Source organism: Metabacillus sp. 22489 (genome assembly GCF_052044855.1).
GTDB classification, from domain to species: domain Bacteria; phylum Bacillota; class Bacilli; order Bacillales; family Bacillaceae; genus Metabacillus; species Metabacillus niabensis.
This window is the reverse complement of the sequence record NZ_JBQENT010000005.1, coordinates 93,528-108,882: the sequence shown is the minus strand read 5'-3', so window position 1 is coordinate 108,882 and position 15,355 is coordinate 93,528. Positions and strand designations below refer to the sequence as shown.

Sequence of the window (15,355 nt, the reverse complement as noted above, 5' to 3'; positions counted from 1 at the left end):
GAGGTGATGAACTCATGGCTCGACTTAAAAAGAATCCTTCTAAGGCTGGAGTAAGTGCAGCAAGTGTAAAAGGTAATGCAGGTCCTACAGTAGAACGTGCTGGCGGTGGCAAGCGAACAAGCCAAAATCAACAATACAAACAACATAATATGGGTGACGAATAATAAGAGAAGAGTAAGCGCCTTTTTCAGCGGAGGTCAAAAAAGGCGAATCAGAATTGAAGGTGTTTTTTACCTTTAATTCTGATTTGTCTTGTGACCTCGAGGAGCCAGATAAAAACTAGCTCCTTCAGCATAAATTTTACCCTTTCCTATCTCCATTATAAAAGCTAAGCATTATTTTCTAAACATCCCCTTTAGGACAAAGGCAACATTTGCTGGTCGTTCCGCTAATCTTCTCATAAAATATCCATACCAATCTGTCCCGTACGGAACATAGACACGCATTTTGTACCCTTCTTTGACAATTTCAAGCTGTTTTTCAGGTCGTATACCATATAGCATTTGAAATTCGAATTGCTCAAGTGGAATGCGATGAGTCTTCACTAATGTTTTCGTATATTGAATGATCGCGTCATCATGTGTCGCAACAGCTGTAAAGTTTCCATTTAGTAAATGCATTTTGATAATCTGCATGTAATTTTTATCAACAGTCTTTTTTTCTGGAAAAGCGACCTTATGGGATTCCTTATATGCACCCTTCACTAAGCGTAGGCTCGCATTATACTCATTCAGCTCCTCGATATCTTTCACTGTTCTGTATAAATAAGCTTGAAGAACCGTCCCAATATTTGTATATTCTCTTCTTAATGTTTTGAAAATCTCTAATGTCTTTTCACAGCGTGAGTAATCTTCCATATCTATTGTTACAAAAATTTGATGACGTTTTGCTGCGGTTAAAATTCGCCTCATATTTTGCAGGACAACTTCTTCCGAAATATCCAACCCCATCGAAGTTAATTTTAAAGAAACCTGTGATTGTAATCGATGGTTTCCGATCGCTTCAATCGCTTTAATACAGTTATCGGCCATTTCATTTGCCTCTTGAACATCTTCAATAAACTCCCCTAAGTAATCGAGCGTAACATCTAAACCTTTACTATTTAACTCCTTGATAACGTTAATTGCATGGTCAATCGTATCACCTGCTACAAATCGCGATGCCCCAAATCTTAATCCGTATCTCTTTGCTAATTTGGTCATCATTTTATTTCTAGATAAAAACATGAAAGAGTTTCGAAGTATTTTTTCCAATAAAAACCCTCCTCATGCATAAGATAGTAATGACATAAAGGTATTCCTTTCCTTTTGACACAAGTGCTTGTGAAGCTAAGGACAAGCCTACCTTTTCATATGAGATACATTCCATTTCAACTTACTCAAGTTTATTCGAATAGGATGGCTGATATGTCCTTAAGCTATATTACTTACCTGTTCGTTTTTTCAACGAAGCATTTAACAAAAAATAGAAACGGAATGAATGAAATAACTATTAAGTGGGAAAATAAGGTTACTTATTATGAGGAGGGTTAAGTTTATGCAAGAACAAAATATTGAGCAGCAAGGTACGATGCAACAGCCACCAAGCATTGTGTCAACAAAGGATCACATGTATTTAACAGATATGCTTTCTTGGAACCTGTTAGCAATGAAAAAGGCACATTTTTTTGCTGGCCAATGCCAAAATCAAGAGATTAAAAATCAATTGGAACAGGTCGGGCAAATGCACAACAGACACTATCAAAAAATTTTAAATCATTTACAAATGCATCAGCAACCATCCGCTGGAACACAGCTTCAATAGGAGTGAAAAAATGATGAATAATAACCAAAAAATTACGAACCCTGAAACACAAGTACAAAAAGGTCCACAAATGAATGACCGTGATTTTATTAATGATTTATTAGCAACAGAAAAATATTTAACAGCATCCTATTCAACAGCATTAAATGAAGCAAGCCATGAGGACCTTTATCAAGATATATTAGCAATTTTCAATGAAACCCAACAGTCTCAACGTGATATGTATAACCTCATGTTTAAAAATGGCTGGTACTCACTTGAAGCTGCAGACGGACAAAAGTTACAACAATCACATCAGCAATTTACAAATTATATCAATGAGCAGTCTCCATATGGAAATATGACTCAATGATGTCCGTATAGTAAAAACCAATTCAGCTCTGACATGGTGTGATAAATACTAAAGCTTTCTAAATCAAAAAAATCAGCTTTCATAAGGGAAGCTGATTTTTTTAATCTTTATTTTTATTTGCCCGATGCTGTTCATTTAGTTGTTTAATTTCACTAATTAAAGCCTTCATTTCATCTTTTGCATCCGGGTATGTTGCATTCCAGTGCTTTGCTAATGGAGGCATTGATTTTGCAATATGTGTATATAACGCCCAGACCTTTACTTTTTCGATTAACTCCTCAGATGCATCTCCTAAAAGGAGCTCCGTATATTTTTCGCATAATCCATCAAATTGCTTGCGAAATTCACTTTCCATTTTACAGCCCCCTAGTACTTATTTTTTGCATTCAATTGGGCATGTTGAGCAACGATCACGACTGCTAGATGTTAAATAAAATAAACAACACGTTTTCCGCATTCGAATATTGTCTTGCTTCGGAAGATAAAATTGTGTTATTGGGTTTCTTGATTTCGTTGCAAAAAGTTCTGGTACTGCCTCATGAATGATGAATTGAAAATCATCTTCAATTTTCGCTTTCATCTCATCCGATAAGGAGGCATCCTCTAATAATGTTTCATACATCCAAAAAATATAAGTAGCTGTATTCTCCCATAAAATCGCCTTTGAGACCTTCAACTGCTTCGAAATGGAGGTAATCACTCTTGAAAAGTTTTCAGTAAATAGCAATTTCACAACATCGCTCCGCCACTTATCACGATAACCAGCATCAGGTGTCGTGACATTAAGGTTGTAAAAATAAAAGCTTGGTAACCAGAACGGTCCTGAATCTTCTGTTTGAATAGATATATTCTCAAGCGAACTATCCAATCCTTTATCAAAAACACTCATAGAATGAAGGACAAGGGCAGCTAAGAAGGCATAGCTTTTTACAATCATCGATCCTATAACCGACTGCTTATCTGTATTTAGCTTTGCCTGCAAATAATTATCTATCAGTATTTGTAGACGATCTGAATTTATAAGCTCAAGACCTGTTAATGTTAAGTGATTTTCGCTTTTCTCTGCACTAAAACGAAATTTCATTAATGCTTCAATTTCATTATGTGTCAATTTAGCCATTTAAAACTCCTACTTTAATCAATATTCGTCTACCTTTTCCATGCGGAATACAAAGTGGTGTTCCAAACAACGGATCATCTGTAATTGTACAGTCCATATTAAAAACATCTTGGACAAGCTTCGTACTCATAATTTCTTCAGGTCTTCCTTGAGCATATACCTTTTGCTCCTTAAGGGCAACAAGGTTATGTGCGTAACGACAGGCAAGATTTAAATCATGTAAGACCATTACAATTGTCCGTTTTTCCCGTTCATTTAATTCAAATAATAAATCCAATATTTCAATTTGATGTGTCATATCTAAATAAGTTGTCGGTTCATCGAGTAAAATGATTTCTGTTTTTTGTGCAAGCGTCATCGCAATCCAGGCACGTTGCCTTTGTCCTCCTGAAAGGGCATCGACTGGTCGAGCAGCAAGCTCGGACATCCCTGTTGCTTCAAGAGCATTTGCAACAGCAGCCTCATCTTCTACTGACCATTGCTTTAACCAGCTTTGGTGTGGATATCTTCCCTGCTTGACTAATTGGTGTACTGTTAACCCTTCAGGAGCTACTGGGCCTTGGGGCAATATTGCTAATCTTTTTGCTACTTCCTTTGTCGGAAATGCCGCAATTTCATGTCCATCAAGAATAATCGCCCCTTGCTTTGGTTTTAACAGCCTTGCTAAGGAACGTAGCAACGTTGATTTTCCACAGCCATTGCTTCCAATGAATACTGTAATTTCCCCTTTAGGAATTTCGATATTTAATTCGTCAATTATTGTCGTATCGCCATAAGACAAGGTGAGATGATTTGTTTCAAATGCATACATATATTTATCGCTCCTACCACGAAATTTACCGATATTAGTTGTTCCTTTATTTTATCAAAATACAGTGACTTTGAAAATCATTTTCAATTACACTTTTACACCTATCGAATTTCCATTTTATTCCTCACTCGTGAAATTCCTGTTTATTCTGACTTAATTGGGGAAAATACAGGTTGGAAGGTGGTGATATAATGCTTCAGGCTGCATTTTGGGGAGCTTTTGCAGGTTCCTCTATTTTACTAGGTGCTATCTTGGGAATGTTCAAGCAATTATCAAAGTTAACGACTGGTCTCATCATGTCCTTCGGTACGGGAGTTTTAATTGGGGCAGCTTCATTTGAGCTATTAATCGAATCAGTGAGTAAAGGTGGGTTATTACCAACAACAATTGGATTCCTTTCAGGGTCAATTATTTTTACTGTTTCAGAACTAATCATCTCCCACCGTGGTGGTCATGAAAGAAAGCGATCAAATAAACGAAAGGGGAAAAGCTCTGGACTAGCTATCCTTATTGGTACGATTATTGATGCTATACCTGAATCAGTCATTATTGGGGTTAGTCTGCTTGAACACGGAACAGTTAGCTATTTAATGGTGATTGCCGTATTTATTAGTAATTTTCCTGAAGGACTATCAAGTACAATTGGCTTAAAGCGGGATGGGTATCAAAATAAAACCCTTCTTATGATGTGGAGTATCATTGTTTTACTCGCTTCGATTAGTTCATTATTAGGCTATTTATTTTTAAACAATGCGTCTCCTAACGTCACCGCATTCATCTCTTCATTTGCAGCTGGAGGTATTATCGCAATGATTATTACAACGATGGTTCCTGAGGCATTTGAAGATGGCGGACCAATTGTAGGGTTTATTTCCTCTCTTGGTTTAGTATGCTCACTCATTTTATCTCATATATAAAAAAAAGAGGGTCAGTCCCCTAAAGGTGTCAGACCCTAATGCTACATACCTACTTCTTCAAAATGAACGATATCTTTGTTTTTTCCGATAATCAGTAATACATCCCCCATAACGATTTTTTCATTCATGCTAGGCGAAACACAAATTTCCTCACCTCGCTGAATTCCTACGACATTACAGCCATATCTTGTTGCAATATCCAAGTCAGAAATTGTTTTATTATAAAGTTTTTTCGTCGCAACAATTTCTACTAGACTATATTCCTTCGAAAGCTCAATATAATCGATCATTTTTTCTGAAATAATATGATGAGCAATCCGCTTTGCCATATCACGTTCCGGATGTATGACACGATCAACACCGATTTTATCTAATACCTTTTGGTGATAATCATTTTGAGCCTTTGCCCAGACCTTTGGAATCCCAAGCTCCTTTAACAGAAGGGATGTTAAAATACTCGCTTCAATATCATCACCATACGATACAAAGGCATGATCAACATTTTTAACACCTAATTGTTTTAATGAACGCTCATCAACTCCATTTGCTCTAACCGCATGTGTCGCATATTGGGCATATTGTTGGATTTTCTCCTCACTTTTATCAATAGCAAGCACCTCAATGCCTTGCTTATAAAATTCCTTAACTAAGCTACCACCAAAGCGTCCTAAGCCAAATACAGCAAATTGCTTTTTCACAAAAAACTCCTACCTTCTTCTGTTTTAATCTCTTACATTATTGTTTGATAAATGGACATAAATCATCCGTTACACTTATCATCGTCATTTTTAGCAAAAAAAAATGACTCTGGACTATTGCCAAAGTCAGTAAACGTTATTGTTCCTTTTTCGTAGTAGCCGTATCTTCTTCATCGTCCATTAGCCCTTTTGTAGCTCTTTTAAACTCTCGTAACGTTTTTCCTGCAGCTTTCCCTAGTTCTGGAAGCTTTTTCGGACCAAAGAGCAATAAAGCGACAAACACAATTAGCATGATTTCTCCGAAACCCAAGTTCATGTGTATACACTTCTTTCGTCTAATAATCGAAATCTTCCTAAATTATACTTGAACGTTGTTATTTATGCAAAGAAGAATTTATGACAATTAAATCTTTCTTGTTTGTTTGAAGAAAATTGCTGCAATGAGAAAAGAAATAATGAGGGAAATCGGAATGATAATCCGAAGATGCTGCTCCCTATTATCATCTGTTTGGTAGATAGTTTCATTCTTAATTTGCTGCTTCTCTTTTTCCTTATTTGTTACTAATTCAAGCTTTTTCTCAACAAGCTTTCTCCCGTCTTCACCTTTTATGACAAGTTTCCCTGAAGTTGTTACATCTTCTTCAACAATTTCGCCTATTTTTTTCGTGTAATAAATATTCTCAGCGGTTTTATACTGATTATCCTCACTGTCTACAAATTGGCTATTCATTTCTATAGTATCTGTTTCATAATGCTGAAAACCATAATTAAACAATTTTGTTGTATCCTCATACACTTGATTATCGTACATTGTTTTCATCGTAACTGCTATTAAGCTTATATTTTCTTGATTTGCCGTCGTTACTAGGGTAAAACCTGCTTCAGTGACGAAGCCGTTCTTCCCCCCAGTAACCCCCTCATAGGAACCGTCTCTAACCATTACGTGATGATTGATAAGCGTTGTATCCCACGTTTCCCCATCCCATGGCAGCTCTTTTGTACTAAAAATTTCACGGAAGGTTTCATTTTTCATTGCATATTGAGTAATTTTCGCCATATCTTCCGCTGTCGTTACATGGTCTGGGTCATATAGGCCGTGTGGATTAGTAAAATGTGTGTTTTCCACACCAATCACTTCTTCTAAATAACGATTAAAATCAACGACAAACTCATCAACTGAACCTGATAAATGTTCAGCAATCGCAACTCCTGCATCATTTCCTGAATTTATTAATAGTCCTTGAACGAGCTTAAGCAAGGGAACCTGTTCACCTGCTTCTAAATATACTTTTGTTCCCTCTGCATTCCTCGCATTTTCACTAACCGTTACAATATCATCTAAATTGCCATTTTCAATTGCGTAAATGGCAGTTGCGATTTTCGTAATACTTGCTGGTGGTAATTTTTCTTGACTGTTCTTTTCATATAATACTTGCCCTGATTGGGCATCTATTAAAATAGCTGCTTCGCTATATAATTCAAGTTGTTCATTTGTATTCGCACTTATTATTGTTGGAAATAAGAATAAGCACAACACTATAATTATCGCACTCGATACTTGTTTTTTTAACATATTTTGGCTTACTCCTTATCTTTATCAATCAACTTATAGAATAACAAGGGACATGGTTAAAAAGCAATGTCAGTAATTAGCAATAATAGGACTATTGGTCTATTTTCAAAAATGAAATTGATTGACGAAAGAAAAACGTCCCTATACACTAAAAACTGACGAACGTCAGGAAGGTGAGAAAATGTCTGCGACAAAAATTAAGCAAGCTGCACTTATCCAATTTGCTAACGATGGATATGATGGAACAGCTTTAGCAAGCATCGCAAGTGCAGTTGGGATAAAAAAGCAATCGATATATACTCATTTTGCTAATAAAGACCAATTATTCCTTACTGTCTTGCAAGAAGTGCTAGATAGAGAAAAAAAGTCATTAGCAACTTTCTTTCAACAAACTGAAGACCTTAAATTTGACGAGGCTCTTTACCAATTTATTAATCGGTATAATATTCAATATGAGGTAAATCCTGATACTAAGTTTCTGTTAAGAATGTGCTATCTTCCTCCTTCTCATTTATACGAAAAAGTTATGTCTTCTATTTATAAATACTTCGATGAGATTGAGGAAATTATGACAAAGTTTTTTCTTAATAAGGCGAAAGGGCTATCTGTTCCAATTAAAGAAGCAGTTATCGCTTATATCGGATTAATCGATTCAGTATTAGTCGAACTACTCTATAGCGGAAGAGAAAGGTTTGAAAGAAGACTAGCCGCTTGTTGGAAAATTTATTGGCGTGGAATTAGTGAACGTGTGGAGGAAAATAGAAATGAATAAAAATTGGGTACTTATATATATCGCCTCAGTATTTGAGGTTAGCTGGGTGTCAGGATTAAAGCATGCTGCTGATCCGCTTGCTTGGACAGGAACAATTTTTTCTATTGTAGCAAGCTTCTATTTATTATTAAAAGCAACAAATGTATTACCTGTCAGCACAGTTTATGCTGTATTTACTGGTCTGGGAGCAGCAGGAACCGTTCTTGCAGAAATAATCTTTTTCCATGCTCCATTTAGCTGGATAAAAATATGTTTATGTGCAGTGCTCATTACAGGTGTAATTGGCCTTAAGGTAGTAACTGGTGAACATGAAGTTCCGAAAGAAGAGGTGTAAGATAATGGGCTGGATTTTTCTTATTTTAGCTGGTTTTTGTGAGATTGCAGGTGTTGCAGCAATTTCTAAATTTAATGAAAAAAAGACATTTTTGCATTTTCTCTATCTAGTAGCAGGCTTTATTCTTAGCTTCTCCCTTCTTTCATTAGCAATGAAAACAATCTCTATGGGAACGGCCTATGCCGTATGGACTGGGATTGGCACGGTAGGCAGTGCAATTATTGGGATTCTATTTTTCGGGGAATCGGCAGGATGTAAGCGATTATTATTTATTGCGATGATTATTTGTGCCACAATTGGATTAAAATTTATTCCGTATTAAAATGGAGGGTTTCATTTCCCCATTTCAAAGTGGTGGCGTTGTGATTAAATAATTAATCACAACCTTATTATAAAATAACAGCCGATAAAATAAAGGGGACAGCCACCTAAATGGGGACTGTCCCTTTACTCTCTACTTTAATTCTTAGTATCCGCCACCAACGTAAGCAGCACCTACGATGATTAACAAGATGAACAAGACAACAATTAGTGCAAAGCCTCCTGCATATCCACCTTCATAACCCATTCTGTTCACCTCTTTCTGTATTTTTTCACAATACATAAACACTATATGAAATAGTACTTCGGAATGTTTGAGCTATATGCCTATTCATTCAAGTTTTACCTTTGATAGCTTAAATCAAGAAAATACTAGGTTTACCGTGTCTAATATTCTTATTTTGTTGTGCCTTTTAGTAAGGGTTTAGTCCAAATATCCCTATACAAAAAGGCCGATAGAATCAATACTATCAGCCGCTTTAACAACATATGTACCCTTCTTTGCTTATTCTTTTTTAGGCATTCTTTCTGATGTATGAACATTTTCTTGTATCATTCCATCAACAGTTCCTTCCATATAATCATCTGATACTTGCTCATGTGTTGTAGCTAACCCAGATGATATGGAATCTTCTCTATTATAGTCCTCAACCTCATAAAAACGACCAGCAATTTTTGTGTTGTTTTCATTAGATTTTTTCTCCATTTGAATCACTCCTTTCTCTCATTACTATTTACTAATAAAAGACATACTACTCATCACGAAAATATAATTTATGAAGGATCGACCTCATCTAACGATAATCTTACAACCTTTGTGGATTCGCCCCGTTCAATTTCTGATTGTGAGGCAGATTGATTTAATTCCTCTTGATCATCCATTCCAGGTGCGATTTTATCATTCTTGTCATCTTGAAATTTTTTCACTATTATCACCCCTTTTCTTTAGTATTTCCTAGATATATGTTGATTATTTAAATAAAGGAAATGTTAAACAGTCATGTTGAACTTTCCTCATTATGAGCAGTTGGACAGGCAAAGCTTGAAACGTAAAAAAACGTCGTCTCAAAGGGGGATTTGAGACGACGTTTTAAAAATCTATATAAAAGAGTAACGGTAATTCCAAGTATTGTAAGTAGCTGACCTAACTATTATTATGCATTTGTTGCATCGCGGTTTGTCAGCTTTAATGTGACATCCATTTTTTTGCCATTACGATAAACTGTTAATTTTACTTGTTCACCAATTTTCGTTTCAGTATAGAGATATTTTCTTAATTCACTTGCGCTGGAGAGGGCTTCTCCATTCATCGCAACAATTACGTCTTGTTGTTTTAATCCTGCTTCATCCGCTGGGGAGCTAGGTGAAACATTTCCAACAATGACTCCTTCTTTGACATTTTCAGGAAGGTTCATATTTTCACGCAAATAATATTCTGGTACTTCACTCATCTCAACAAGACCTACGCCGATGAACGGTCGCTGAATTTTACCATTTTTCATCAGCTCTTCAGCAATTGGAATGACATCGTTACTCGGGATTGCAAAGCCTAAACCTTCAACTCCACTTTCAGAAATTTTCAAGCTGTTAATACCAATTACTTCTCCGCTCATATTGATGAGAGGGCCACCGCTATTTCCTGGGTTAATCGCAGCATCTGTTTGAATAACATTTAATGCCCAATTTCCGTCTGATGTTGTGACATCAATTGTTCGATCAACACCACTAATGATTCCTTGTGTTACTGTTCTAGTAAATTCTTCACCTAATGGATTTCCGATCGCTATGACATCCTCACCTGTGCGGAGGGCTGCGGAATCTCCTACATCAGCTACTACTGTGACATGCTTAGCATCAATTTTTAATACAGCAATATCAGTTAAAGCATCGGCACCTACTAGCTCAGCCTCTACTTTATCGCCATTAAACAATGTTACTTGAATTGATTCTGCACCTTCAATGACATGGTTGTTTGTAAGAACATACCCTGCATTACCTTCTTTTTTGAAGATTACCCCTGAGCCTGTCCCACTCTCCACACTTTCACTATCAGACCTTTGTGAGAAGTTCCCAAAAATGTCTCCACTATTTTGGGATTGCAGATTTGTTATTCCCACAATCGCTGGTGATACACTATCAACAATATCGGCGATCGAATTTGAACTAGCTGACAATTTCTCAGTAGAAACAACAGCTGAATCTGGATCGTCAGTTTGTTCAAATGTTTCAACAGATGCATTATTAGTTGATACCTTCGGCTCCTCTTGCTGATTCGTATATGTTGTAACACCTAGAACTAAAGCTCCACCAACGACACCGCTTAATAATGAAGTGAAAAATGGCTTGATACTTTTCTTTTGTTTCGTTGGTTTTACATGTTCCCGAGTCAAATCTGTTTCATCATAATATCCCATAATTACTACCTCCTATGAAGTTATGCTTGTGTGCTCACATATCCTCCAATAACAATTAAAGCAATTAATAAAGACAATCCTGTAAACAAAACAGCTCTCATATTAACATTCATCATATCCCTACTTTCTTAAAATTAATAAGTAAGAAACATTTTTTATCATTCATTTTAAATTAACTTATTTTTAATTTATCTCCTCTACATGTCTTACTATACAAAATGAGTTTGGGATAAAAATGAAAGAATTATGGGAAATTGTGAAAAAGAAAAATTAAGCTAAATCAAAAAAGATAGTGTTCTTGCCTTCAGCATTATGTTTTAGTTTATGACCTCGTGTGACAAGGAGTTTGTTCTACATACTAAATCAAATTTTCTTGCTCACATAAAAGAATAGAACGTTGTATAATAGCCTTTGAAAGGATGTGAAAGCATGACTTACACCATTTATTTAGTTGAAGACGAAACGAATTTAAACGAATTATTAACGATGTACTTAAAAAATGAAGGCTGGGCGGTTACTTCTTGTTCAACAGGAATGGATGCAAGAGGTCTTATTAATCAACCACCTCATTTATGGATACTAGATATCATGCTTCCAGATATAGATGGTTATCAATTAATAAGAGAGATTAAAGCTGAGACACCAGATGTCCCCGTTATTTTTATTTCTGCACGAGATGCTGACATTGATCGTGTATTAGGGCTTGAATTAGGTAGTGATGATTATATTTCAAAACCATTTTTACCTAGAGAATTAGTAATTAGAGTCCAAAAGCTATTATCAAGAACATATTCTGAGGAAGCAATCGGAATGATTAGCATCCCTCCCTATCAAATTGATGAACAGATCCGTACTGCCTACTTGGATGGAAAGGAAATTAATTTAACGTCAAAAGAGTTTGACCTGTTACACTTATTTCTCCATAACCAAGGACAGGCATTTTCAAGAGAGCAAATTTTAGAGAACTTATGGGGCTCTGATTACTTTGGTACGGATCGGGTTGTTGATGATTTAGTTAGACGGTTACGAAAAAAAATGCCTGACCTTAAATTAGAAACGATTTATGGCTTTGGGTATAGGATGCTAAAAGGATGAAAAACAAATCACTCGCATTTCAAATTTGGGCTGTTTTTTCGGGGATCCTCATTGTCATTTCCTTATTATTACTCATTCTGTTTCCAACAACGTTAAGAGATTTCTTTACGAAGGAAATTTATAAAACGATCGAAAATCAGCAGCTACTTTTATTAGATTATATGAATACAGGAAGTTATCCTTTTTTTGAAAATGGGAAAAAGCAGGGTCAGTCCGTTAGTCATTTAGGTATTCCACTTTATGATCAGTTTATTGATGAAGATAATCCTGAATTATCACGTGAATTTATAAGACAAACCCAGGAGCTTGCGCAATTACAATCCCGTAGTGTTGCCCGATATGAAAAAAATCTTGATAATCAAACACTTTTTTTCGTCATTAGAAAGGACATCTCATATAAAGGAGTGGATTACTATATTCTTTCTTATTCATGGGATACGTATCGAAATGATTTAGTTTACACATTGTTCCGCCAATTAATGATCGTTATGTTTTTTGTTTTTATACTAAGCTGGATTCCATCGATTTGGCTTGCGAGATATTTATCTAAGCCTCTCGTAAAGCTTGAAAAGCATGTAAAGAAATTTTCCGAACAAGAGTGGTATGAACCAGTTGAAGTTGACCGAAATGACGAAATTGGTCGTCTCGGGCATACAATTGAAAAAATGCGACAGCATCTCATTCGCAAAGATGAAGCACAGCAAACTTTATTGCAAAATATTTCACATGATTTAAAAACACCGGTAATGGTCATAAGAGGCTACGCACAATCAGTAAACGATGGCATCTTTCCTAAAGGTGATTTAACAAGTACGATGGATGTGATTGAAGAGGAATCCGAAAAGCTTGAGAAAAAAATTAAAGACTTACTTTATTTAACAAAGCTTGATTTCTTATCAACACGAAAACCGCTTAAAGCCGATTTTTCCCTTGATCAGTTAATATATGAAGAAGTTGATCGGATTAAATGGGCAAAGCCTGAGCTTAATTGGGATTTAAACTTAGAGGAGGCAACAATTCTAGGTGATGCTGAGCAATGGGAAAAGCTTATCGAAAACCTCTTAGAAAACTCTTTACGGTATGCAAAAACAATTATCTCGATTTCAATTACAAGATCTCAGGATAAATTTGTCCTCCGCTTTTGGAATGATGGGCCAATGCTCGATGAAGCATTAAAGGACAAGCTATTCGAACCATTTGAAAAGGGACAGAATGGAGAATTCGGAATCGGGTTAAGCATTGTGAAACGGATCGCAAACATACACGGAGCTAATGTATGGGCAGAAAACGAAGATGATGGTGCTGCGTTTTATGTGGAAATCCCTAATATCGAGAGTCCTGTTAAACGATCATAAAAAAGTCGGACCCCTCTCGATATCGTTGGGGTCTGACTATTATAGAGAAGGAAAAGACTAAGCCTTTCCTACATTTACTGCCCGTTCTTTTAACGCATTCAAAATTTTTGAATGCTTTTTTTCATCTAAATTATAAAAATTAATATCGACCAAGGCTAAGATTAACGTGATAGCTGGTATAACAGCTGTTGCAATAAGAATACCTGTTAAAGCATATGGCGTTTGTGCTTCGTTAGCAACATATCCAAATTGTGAAAGGACAACACCAGGAATTGCTCCACCTAAGGCCATCCCACATTTAAAGAAGAAACCAATAATGGCATATATTAATCCACTTAAACGTTTTCCAGTTACATATTCACCATATTCTATCGTTTCCGGAACTAACGCCCACATAAATGCCCCTGCAGTCAATGTCCCTAAAGCGGTTACAACACGAGATATTAAAATCAAGCTTACCGTACTAGCTGGAATAACTAATAGGGAAAGTGTCCCGATAATACTTAAAATTAGTGATAGATTTAATAGCATCTTTTTCCCTAATTTTTTATTGAGAATTGGGATTAGTGGAATACAAATAAATGCAGGTAATGAACCTAAAACTGTATATAAACCAACTAAGTCCTCTCTCCCCATATTGTACGTAACATAGTAAACGCCTATTGAACTGCTTATCGAGTTCACCCCAAAGATAAGGACAAAGAAAATACTTAATACAACAAGCGGACGGTTTTTTCTAAACTGCTCGAAAATATCTGAGAACTTAATCTTTTCTTCGTTAATTGGTTTAACCCGCTCCTTTGTACTAAAAAAGCAGAATAAAAGTAATAATGCACCTACTGCTCCAATAATCCCCATTGTCAGCTGCCAGCTTCTTGACGGACTTGTAAATTCCGCAAAATAATTTGATAAGTAAGGGACGAAATAAGAAACGATAACTCCACCTAAATTTGCAAATATCATTCTTACCGATGTTAAACTAACAATCTCTGTATTATTAGCCGTTATTGCAGGTGTTAACGCTGCATATGGAACATTTACAAACGTATAAACGATTGATAATCCAACATAAGTAACATAAGCATAGATTAATTTTCCACCTTCAGAAAAATCCGGTGTTGTAAAGCAGAGAAAAGCTAAGCCTGCAAATGGAATAGCCCAAAATAATAAATAAGGTCTAAATCGCCCAAATTTAGTATTTGTCCGATCTACTAATGTACCAACCAACGGGTCACTAATTGCATCGATTATTCGAACAACAAAGAACATTGTTGCAGCCGCACCTGCAGAAATCCCATAAATATTCGTGTAAAAAAATAATAAGTAGATTGAGATTGTTTGATAAATCAAATTACTCGCCAAATCCCCTGAAGCGTAACCAACTTTTTCAATCATTCCGATTTTTACGTTTTGTTGTAATGAGGCTTGCTTTTGAACGCTTTGCATCATATGTCACTCCTTATGTGTGATAAACATTAGAATATAAAAAGAAATTTTAATATTACCCTCTAAATAAAGGGCTTTCAAAATTAACTCTGTATTTTCTCCGACATCTTCAAAAAATACGATCGGATAAAAAAGAAAGATCACTAAGATGAAAAGAGTAGATAAAACAAATTAAAGCGCATTCATTTTACTTCTAACAATCTAGCGAAATAAGGGTCAAGTAACTTCTACGAATTCTCAACGATTCAGTAGAGAATAGTTTATTTACATAGAAAAAAGATCCTACAGCTCAAACTTAGTATAGTGAGTAAACTAACTTAAATCAAAATTAACATAAATTTTAA

Annotated in this window: 21 protein-coding genes; 9 read left to right on the top strand and 12 right to left on the bottom strand. The window is 35.7% G+C overall.

The window, feature by feature from the left end:
• Nucleotides 1-14: 14 nt before the first annotated feature.
• Nucleotides 15-164 (top strand): YuzL family protein, encoded by a 150-nt coding sequence (locus ACTJJ9_RS04690; RefSeq protein ID WP_095297409.1) that lies wholly within the window; start codon nucleotides 15-17, stop codon nucleotides 162-164.
• A 171-nt stretch (nucleotides 165-335) separates the two neighbouring features.
• Here ACTJJ9_RS04690 and ACTJJ9_RS04685 read toward each other — a convergent pair whose 3' ends face one another.
• On the bottom strand, nucleotides 336-1,226 hold the full coding sequence (locus tag ACTJJ9_RS04685) for a proline dehydrogenase family protein (protein ID WP_212591198.1): 891 nt from the start codon (nucleotides 1,224-1,226) through the stop codon (nucleotides 336-338).
• Nucleotides 1,227-1,536: 310 nt separating this feature from the next.
• Here ACTJJ9_RS04685 and ACTJJ9_RS04680 point away from each other — a divergent pair, with 310 nt between their 5' ends.
• Both ACTJJ9_RS04680 and ACTJJ9_RS04675 read left to right on the top strand, forming a co-directional pair.
• Nucleotides 1,537-1,803 carry a hypothetical protein gene (locus tag ACTJJ9_RS04680; protein ID WP_095297405.1) on the top strand — a complete coding sequence of 89 codons (267 nt, stop codon included), beginning with the start codon at nucleotides 1,537-1,539 and terminating at the stop codon, nucleotides 1,801-1,803.
• 10 nt (nucleotides 1,804-1,813) lie between these two features.
• On the top strand, nucleotides 1,814-2,155 hold the full coding sequence (locus tag ACTJJ9_RS04675) for a spore coat protein (protein WP_170944193.1): 342 nt from the start codon (nucleotides 1,814-1,816) through the stop codon (nucleotides 2,153-2,155).
• Between the two features lie 100 nt (nucleotides 2,156-2,255).
• On the opposite strand, the gene ACTJJ9_RS04670 is transcribed toward ACTJJ9_RS04675, so the two are convergent.
• The 3 genes from ACTJJ9_RS04670 to ACTJJ9_RS04660 are packed head-to-tail and all read right to left on the bottom strand — an operon-like array spanning nucleotide 2,256 to nucleotide 4,086.
• The gene (locus ACTJJ9_RS04670) at nucleotides 2,256-2,510 is read right to left on the bottom strand and encodes a YusU family protein (RefSeq protein WP_095297403.1); all 255 of its coding nucleotides are present in this window, start codon (nucleotides 2,508-2,510) and stop codon (nucleotides 2,256-2,258) included.
• Between the two features lie 18 nt (nucleotides 2,511-2,528).
• Complete coding sequence (locus ACTJJ9_RS04665) at nucleotides 2,529-3,275, bottom strand: IucA/IucC family C-terminal-domain containing protein (RefSeq protein ID WP_145581388.1); 747 nt, start codon at nucleotides 3,273-3,275, stop codon at nucleotides 2,529-2,531.
• Nucleotides 3,268-4,086 (bottom strand): ABC transporter ATP-binding protein, encoded by an 819-nt coding sequence (locus ACTJJ9_RS04660; protein WP_145581387.1) that lies wholly within the window; start codon nucleotides 4,084-4,086, stop codon nucleotides 3,268-3,270. The genes ACTJJ9_RS04665 and ACTJJ9_RS04660 overlap by 8 nt, the downstream gene beginning before the upstream one ends.
• Nucleotides 4,087-4,277: 191 nt before the next feature.
• Here ACTJJ9_RS04660 and ACTJJ9_RS04655 point away from each other — a divergent pair, with 191 nt between their 5' ends.
• Complete coding sequence (locus tag ACTJJ9_RS04655) at nucleotides 4,278-5,003, top strand: ZIP family metal transporter (RefSeq protein ID WP_095297397.1); 726 nt, start codon at nucleotides 4,278-4,280, stop codon at nucleotides 5,001-5,003.
• A 41-nt stretch (nucleotides 5,004-5,044) separates the two neighbouring features.
• On the opposite strand, the gene ACTJJ9_RS04650 is transcribed toward ACTJJ9_RS04655, so the two are convergent.
• The 3 genes from ACTJJ9_RS04650 to ACTJJ9_RS04640 form a co-directional block, all read right to left on the bottom strand.
• On the bottom strand, nucleotides 5,045-5,701 hold the full coding sequence (locus ACTJJ9_RS04650; protein ID WP_145581386.1) for a potassium channel family protein: 657 nt from the start codon (nucleotides 5,699-5,701) through the stop codon (nucleotides 5,045-5,047).
• Nucleotides 5,702-5,837: 136 nt separating this feature from the next.
• Entirely contained in the window at nucleotides 5,838-6,017 is a 180-nt protein-coding gene (locus tag ACTJJ9_RS04645) for a twin-arginine translocase TatA/TatE family subunit (protein WP_095297393.1), read from the bottom strand.
• Between the two features lie 87 nt (nucleotides 6,018-6,104).
• Nucleotides 6,105-7,274, bottom strand: coding sequence for a D-alanyl-D-alanine carboxypeptidase family protein (locus tag ACTJJ9_RS04640; protein WP_440768484.1), 1,170 nt, complete (start codon nucleotides 7,272-7,274; stop codon nucleotides 6,105-6,107).
• 181 nt (nucleotides 7,275-7,455) lie between these two features.
• Between ACTJJ9_RS04640 and ACTJJ9_RS04635 the strand changes: the two genes are divergently transcribed.
• Genes ACTJJ9_RS04635 through ACTJJ9_RS04625 form a run of 3 tightly spaced genes read left to right on the top strand, consistent with a single transcriptional unit; the run spans nucleotide 7,456 to nucleotide 8,702 of the window.
• Nucleotides 7,456-8,046, top strand: coding sequence for a TetR/AcrR family transcriptional regulator (locus ACTJJ9_RS04635; RefSeq protein ID WP_095297389.1), 591 nt, complete (start codon nucleotides 7,456-7,458; stop codon nucleotides 8,044-8,046).
• The gene (locus ACTJJ9_RS04630) at nucleotides 8,039-8,380 is read left to right on the top strand and encodes a DMT family transporter (protein WP_145581385.1); all 342 of its coding nucleotides are present in this window, start codon (nucleotides 8,039-8,041) and stop codon (nucleotides 8,378-8,380) included. The genes ACTJJ9_RS04635 and ACTJJ9_RS04630 overlap by 8 nt, the downstream gene beginning before the upstream one ends.
• 4 nt (nucleotides 8,381-8,384) lie before the next feature.
• Complete coding sequence (locus tag ACTJJ9_RS04625; protein ID WP_440768483.1) at nucleotides 8,385-8,702, top strand: DMT family transporter; 318 nt, start codon at nucleotides 8,385-8,387, stop codon at nucleotides 8,700-8,702.
• Nucleotides 8,703-8,846: 144 nt separating this feature from the next.
• On the opposite strand, the gene ACTJJ9_RS04620 is transcribed toward ACTJJ9_RS04625, so the two are convergent.
• The 4 genes from ACTJJ9_RS04620 to ACTJJ9_RS04605 form a co-directional block, all read right to left on the bottom strand.
• Entirely contained in the window at nucleotides 8,847-8,948 is a 102-nt protein-coding gene (locus tag ACTJJ9_RS04620; protein WP_095297381.1) for a YjcZ family sporulation protein, read from the bottom strand.
• Between the two features lie 258 nt (nucleotides 8,949-9,206).
• The gene (locus ACTJJ9_RS04615; RefSeq protein WP_145581384.1) at nucleotides 9,207-9,407 is read right to left on the bottom strand and encodes a YozQ family protein; all 201 of its coding nucleotides are present in this window, start codon (nucleotides 9,405-9,407) and stop codon (nucleotides 9,207-9,209) included.
• Between the two features lie 68 nt (nucleotides 9,408-9,475).
• Entirely contained in the window at nucleotides 9,476-9,628 is a 153-nt protein-coding gene (locus ACTJJ9_RS04610) for a hypothetical protein (RefSeq protein WP_170944190.1), read from the bottom strand.
• A gap of 227 nt (nucleotides 9,629-9,855) precedes the next feature.
• Nucleotides 9,856-11,115, bottom strand: coding sequence for a S1C family serine protease (locus ACTJJ9_RS04605; RefSeq protein ID WP_145581383.1), 1,260 nt, complete (start codon nucleotides 11,113-11,115; stop codon nucleotides 9,856-9,858).
• A gap of 429 nt (nucleotides 11,116-11,544) precedes the next feature.
• On the opposite strand from ACTJJ9_RS04605, the gene ACTJJ9_RS04600 reads away from it, so the two are divergent.
• Nucleotides 11,545-12,210, top strand: coding sequence for a response regulator transcription factor (locus ACTJJ9_RS04600; RefSeq protein ID WP_145581382.1), 666 nt, complete (start codon nucleotides 11,545-11,547; stop codon nucleotides 12,208-12,210).
• Nucleotides 12,207-13,565, top strand: a complete 1,359-nt coding sequence (locus tag ACTJJ9_RS04595) for a sensor histidine kinase (RefSeq protein WP_145581381.1) — start codon at nucleotides 12,207-12,209, stop codon at nucleotides 13,563-13,565. The genes ACTJJ9_RS04600 and ACTJJ9_RS04595 overlap by 4 nt, the downstream gene beginning before the upstream one ends.
• A 57-nt stretch (nucleotides 13,566-13,622) precedes the next feature.
• Here the strand turns inward: ACTJJ9_RS04595 and ACTJJ9_RS04590 are convergent, their stop codons facing one another.
• A complete protein-coding gene (locus ACTJJ9_RS04590; protein WP_145581380.1) occupies nucleotides 13,623-15,011 on the bottom strand; it encodes a glycoside-pentoside-hexuronide (GPH):cation symporter in 1,389 nt (462 codons plus the stop codon).
• Nucleotides 15,012-15,355 lie beyond the last annotated feature (344 nt).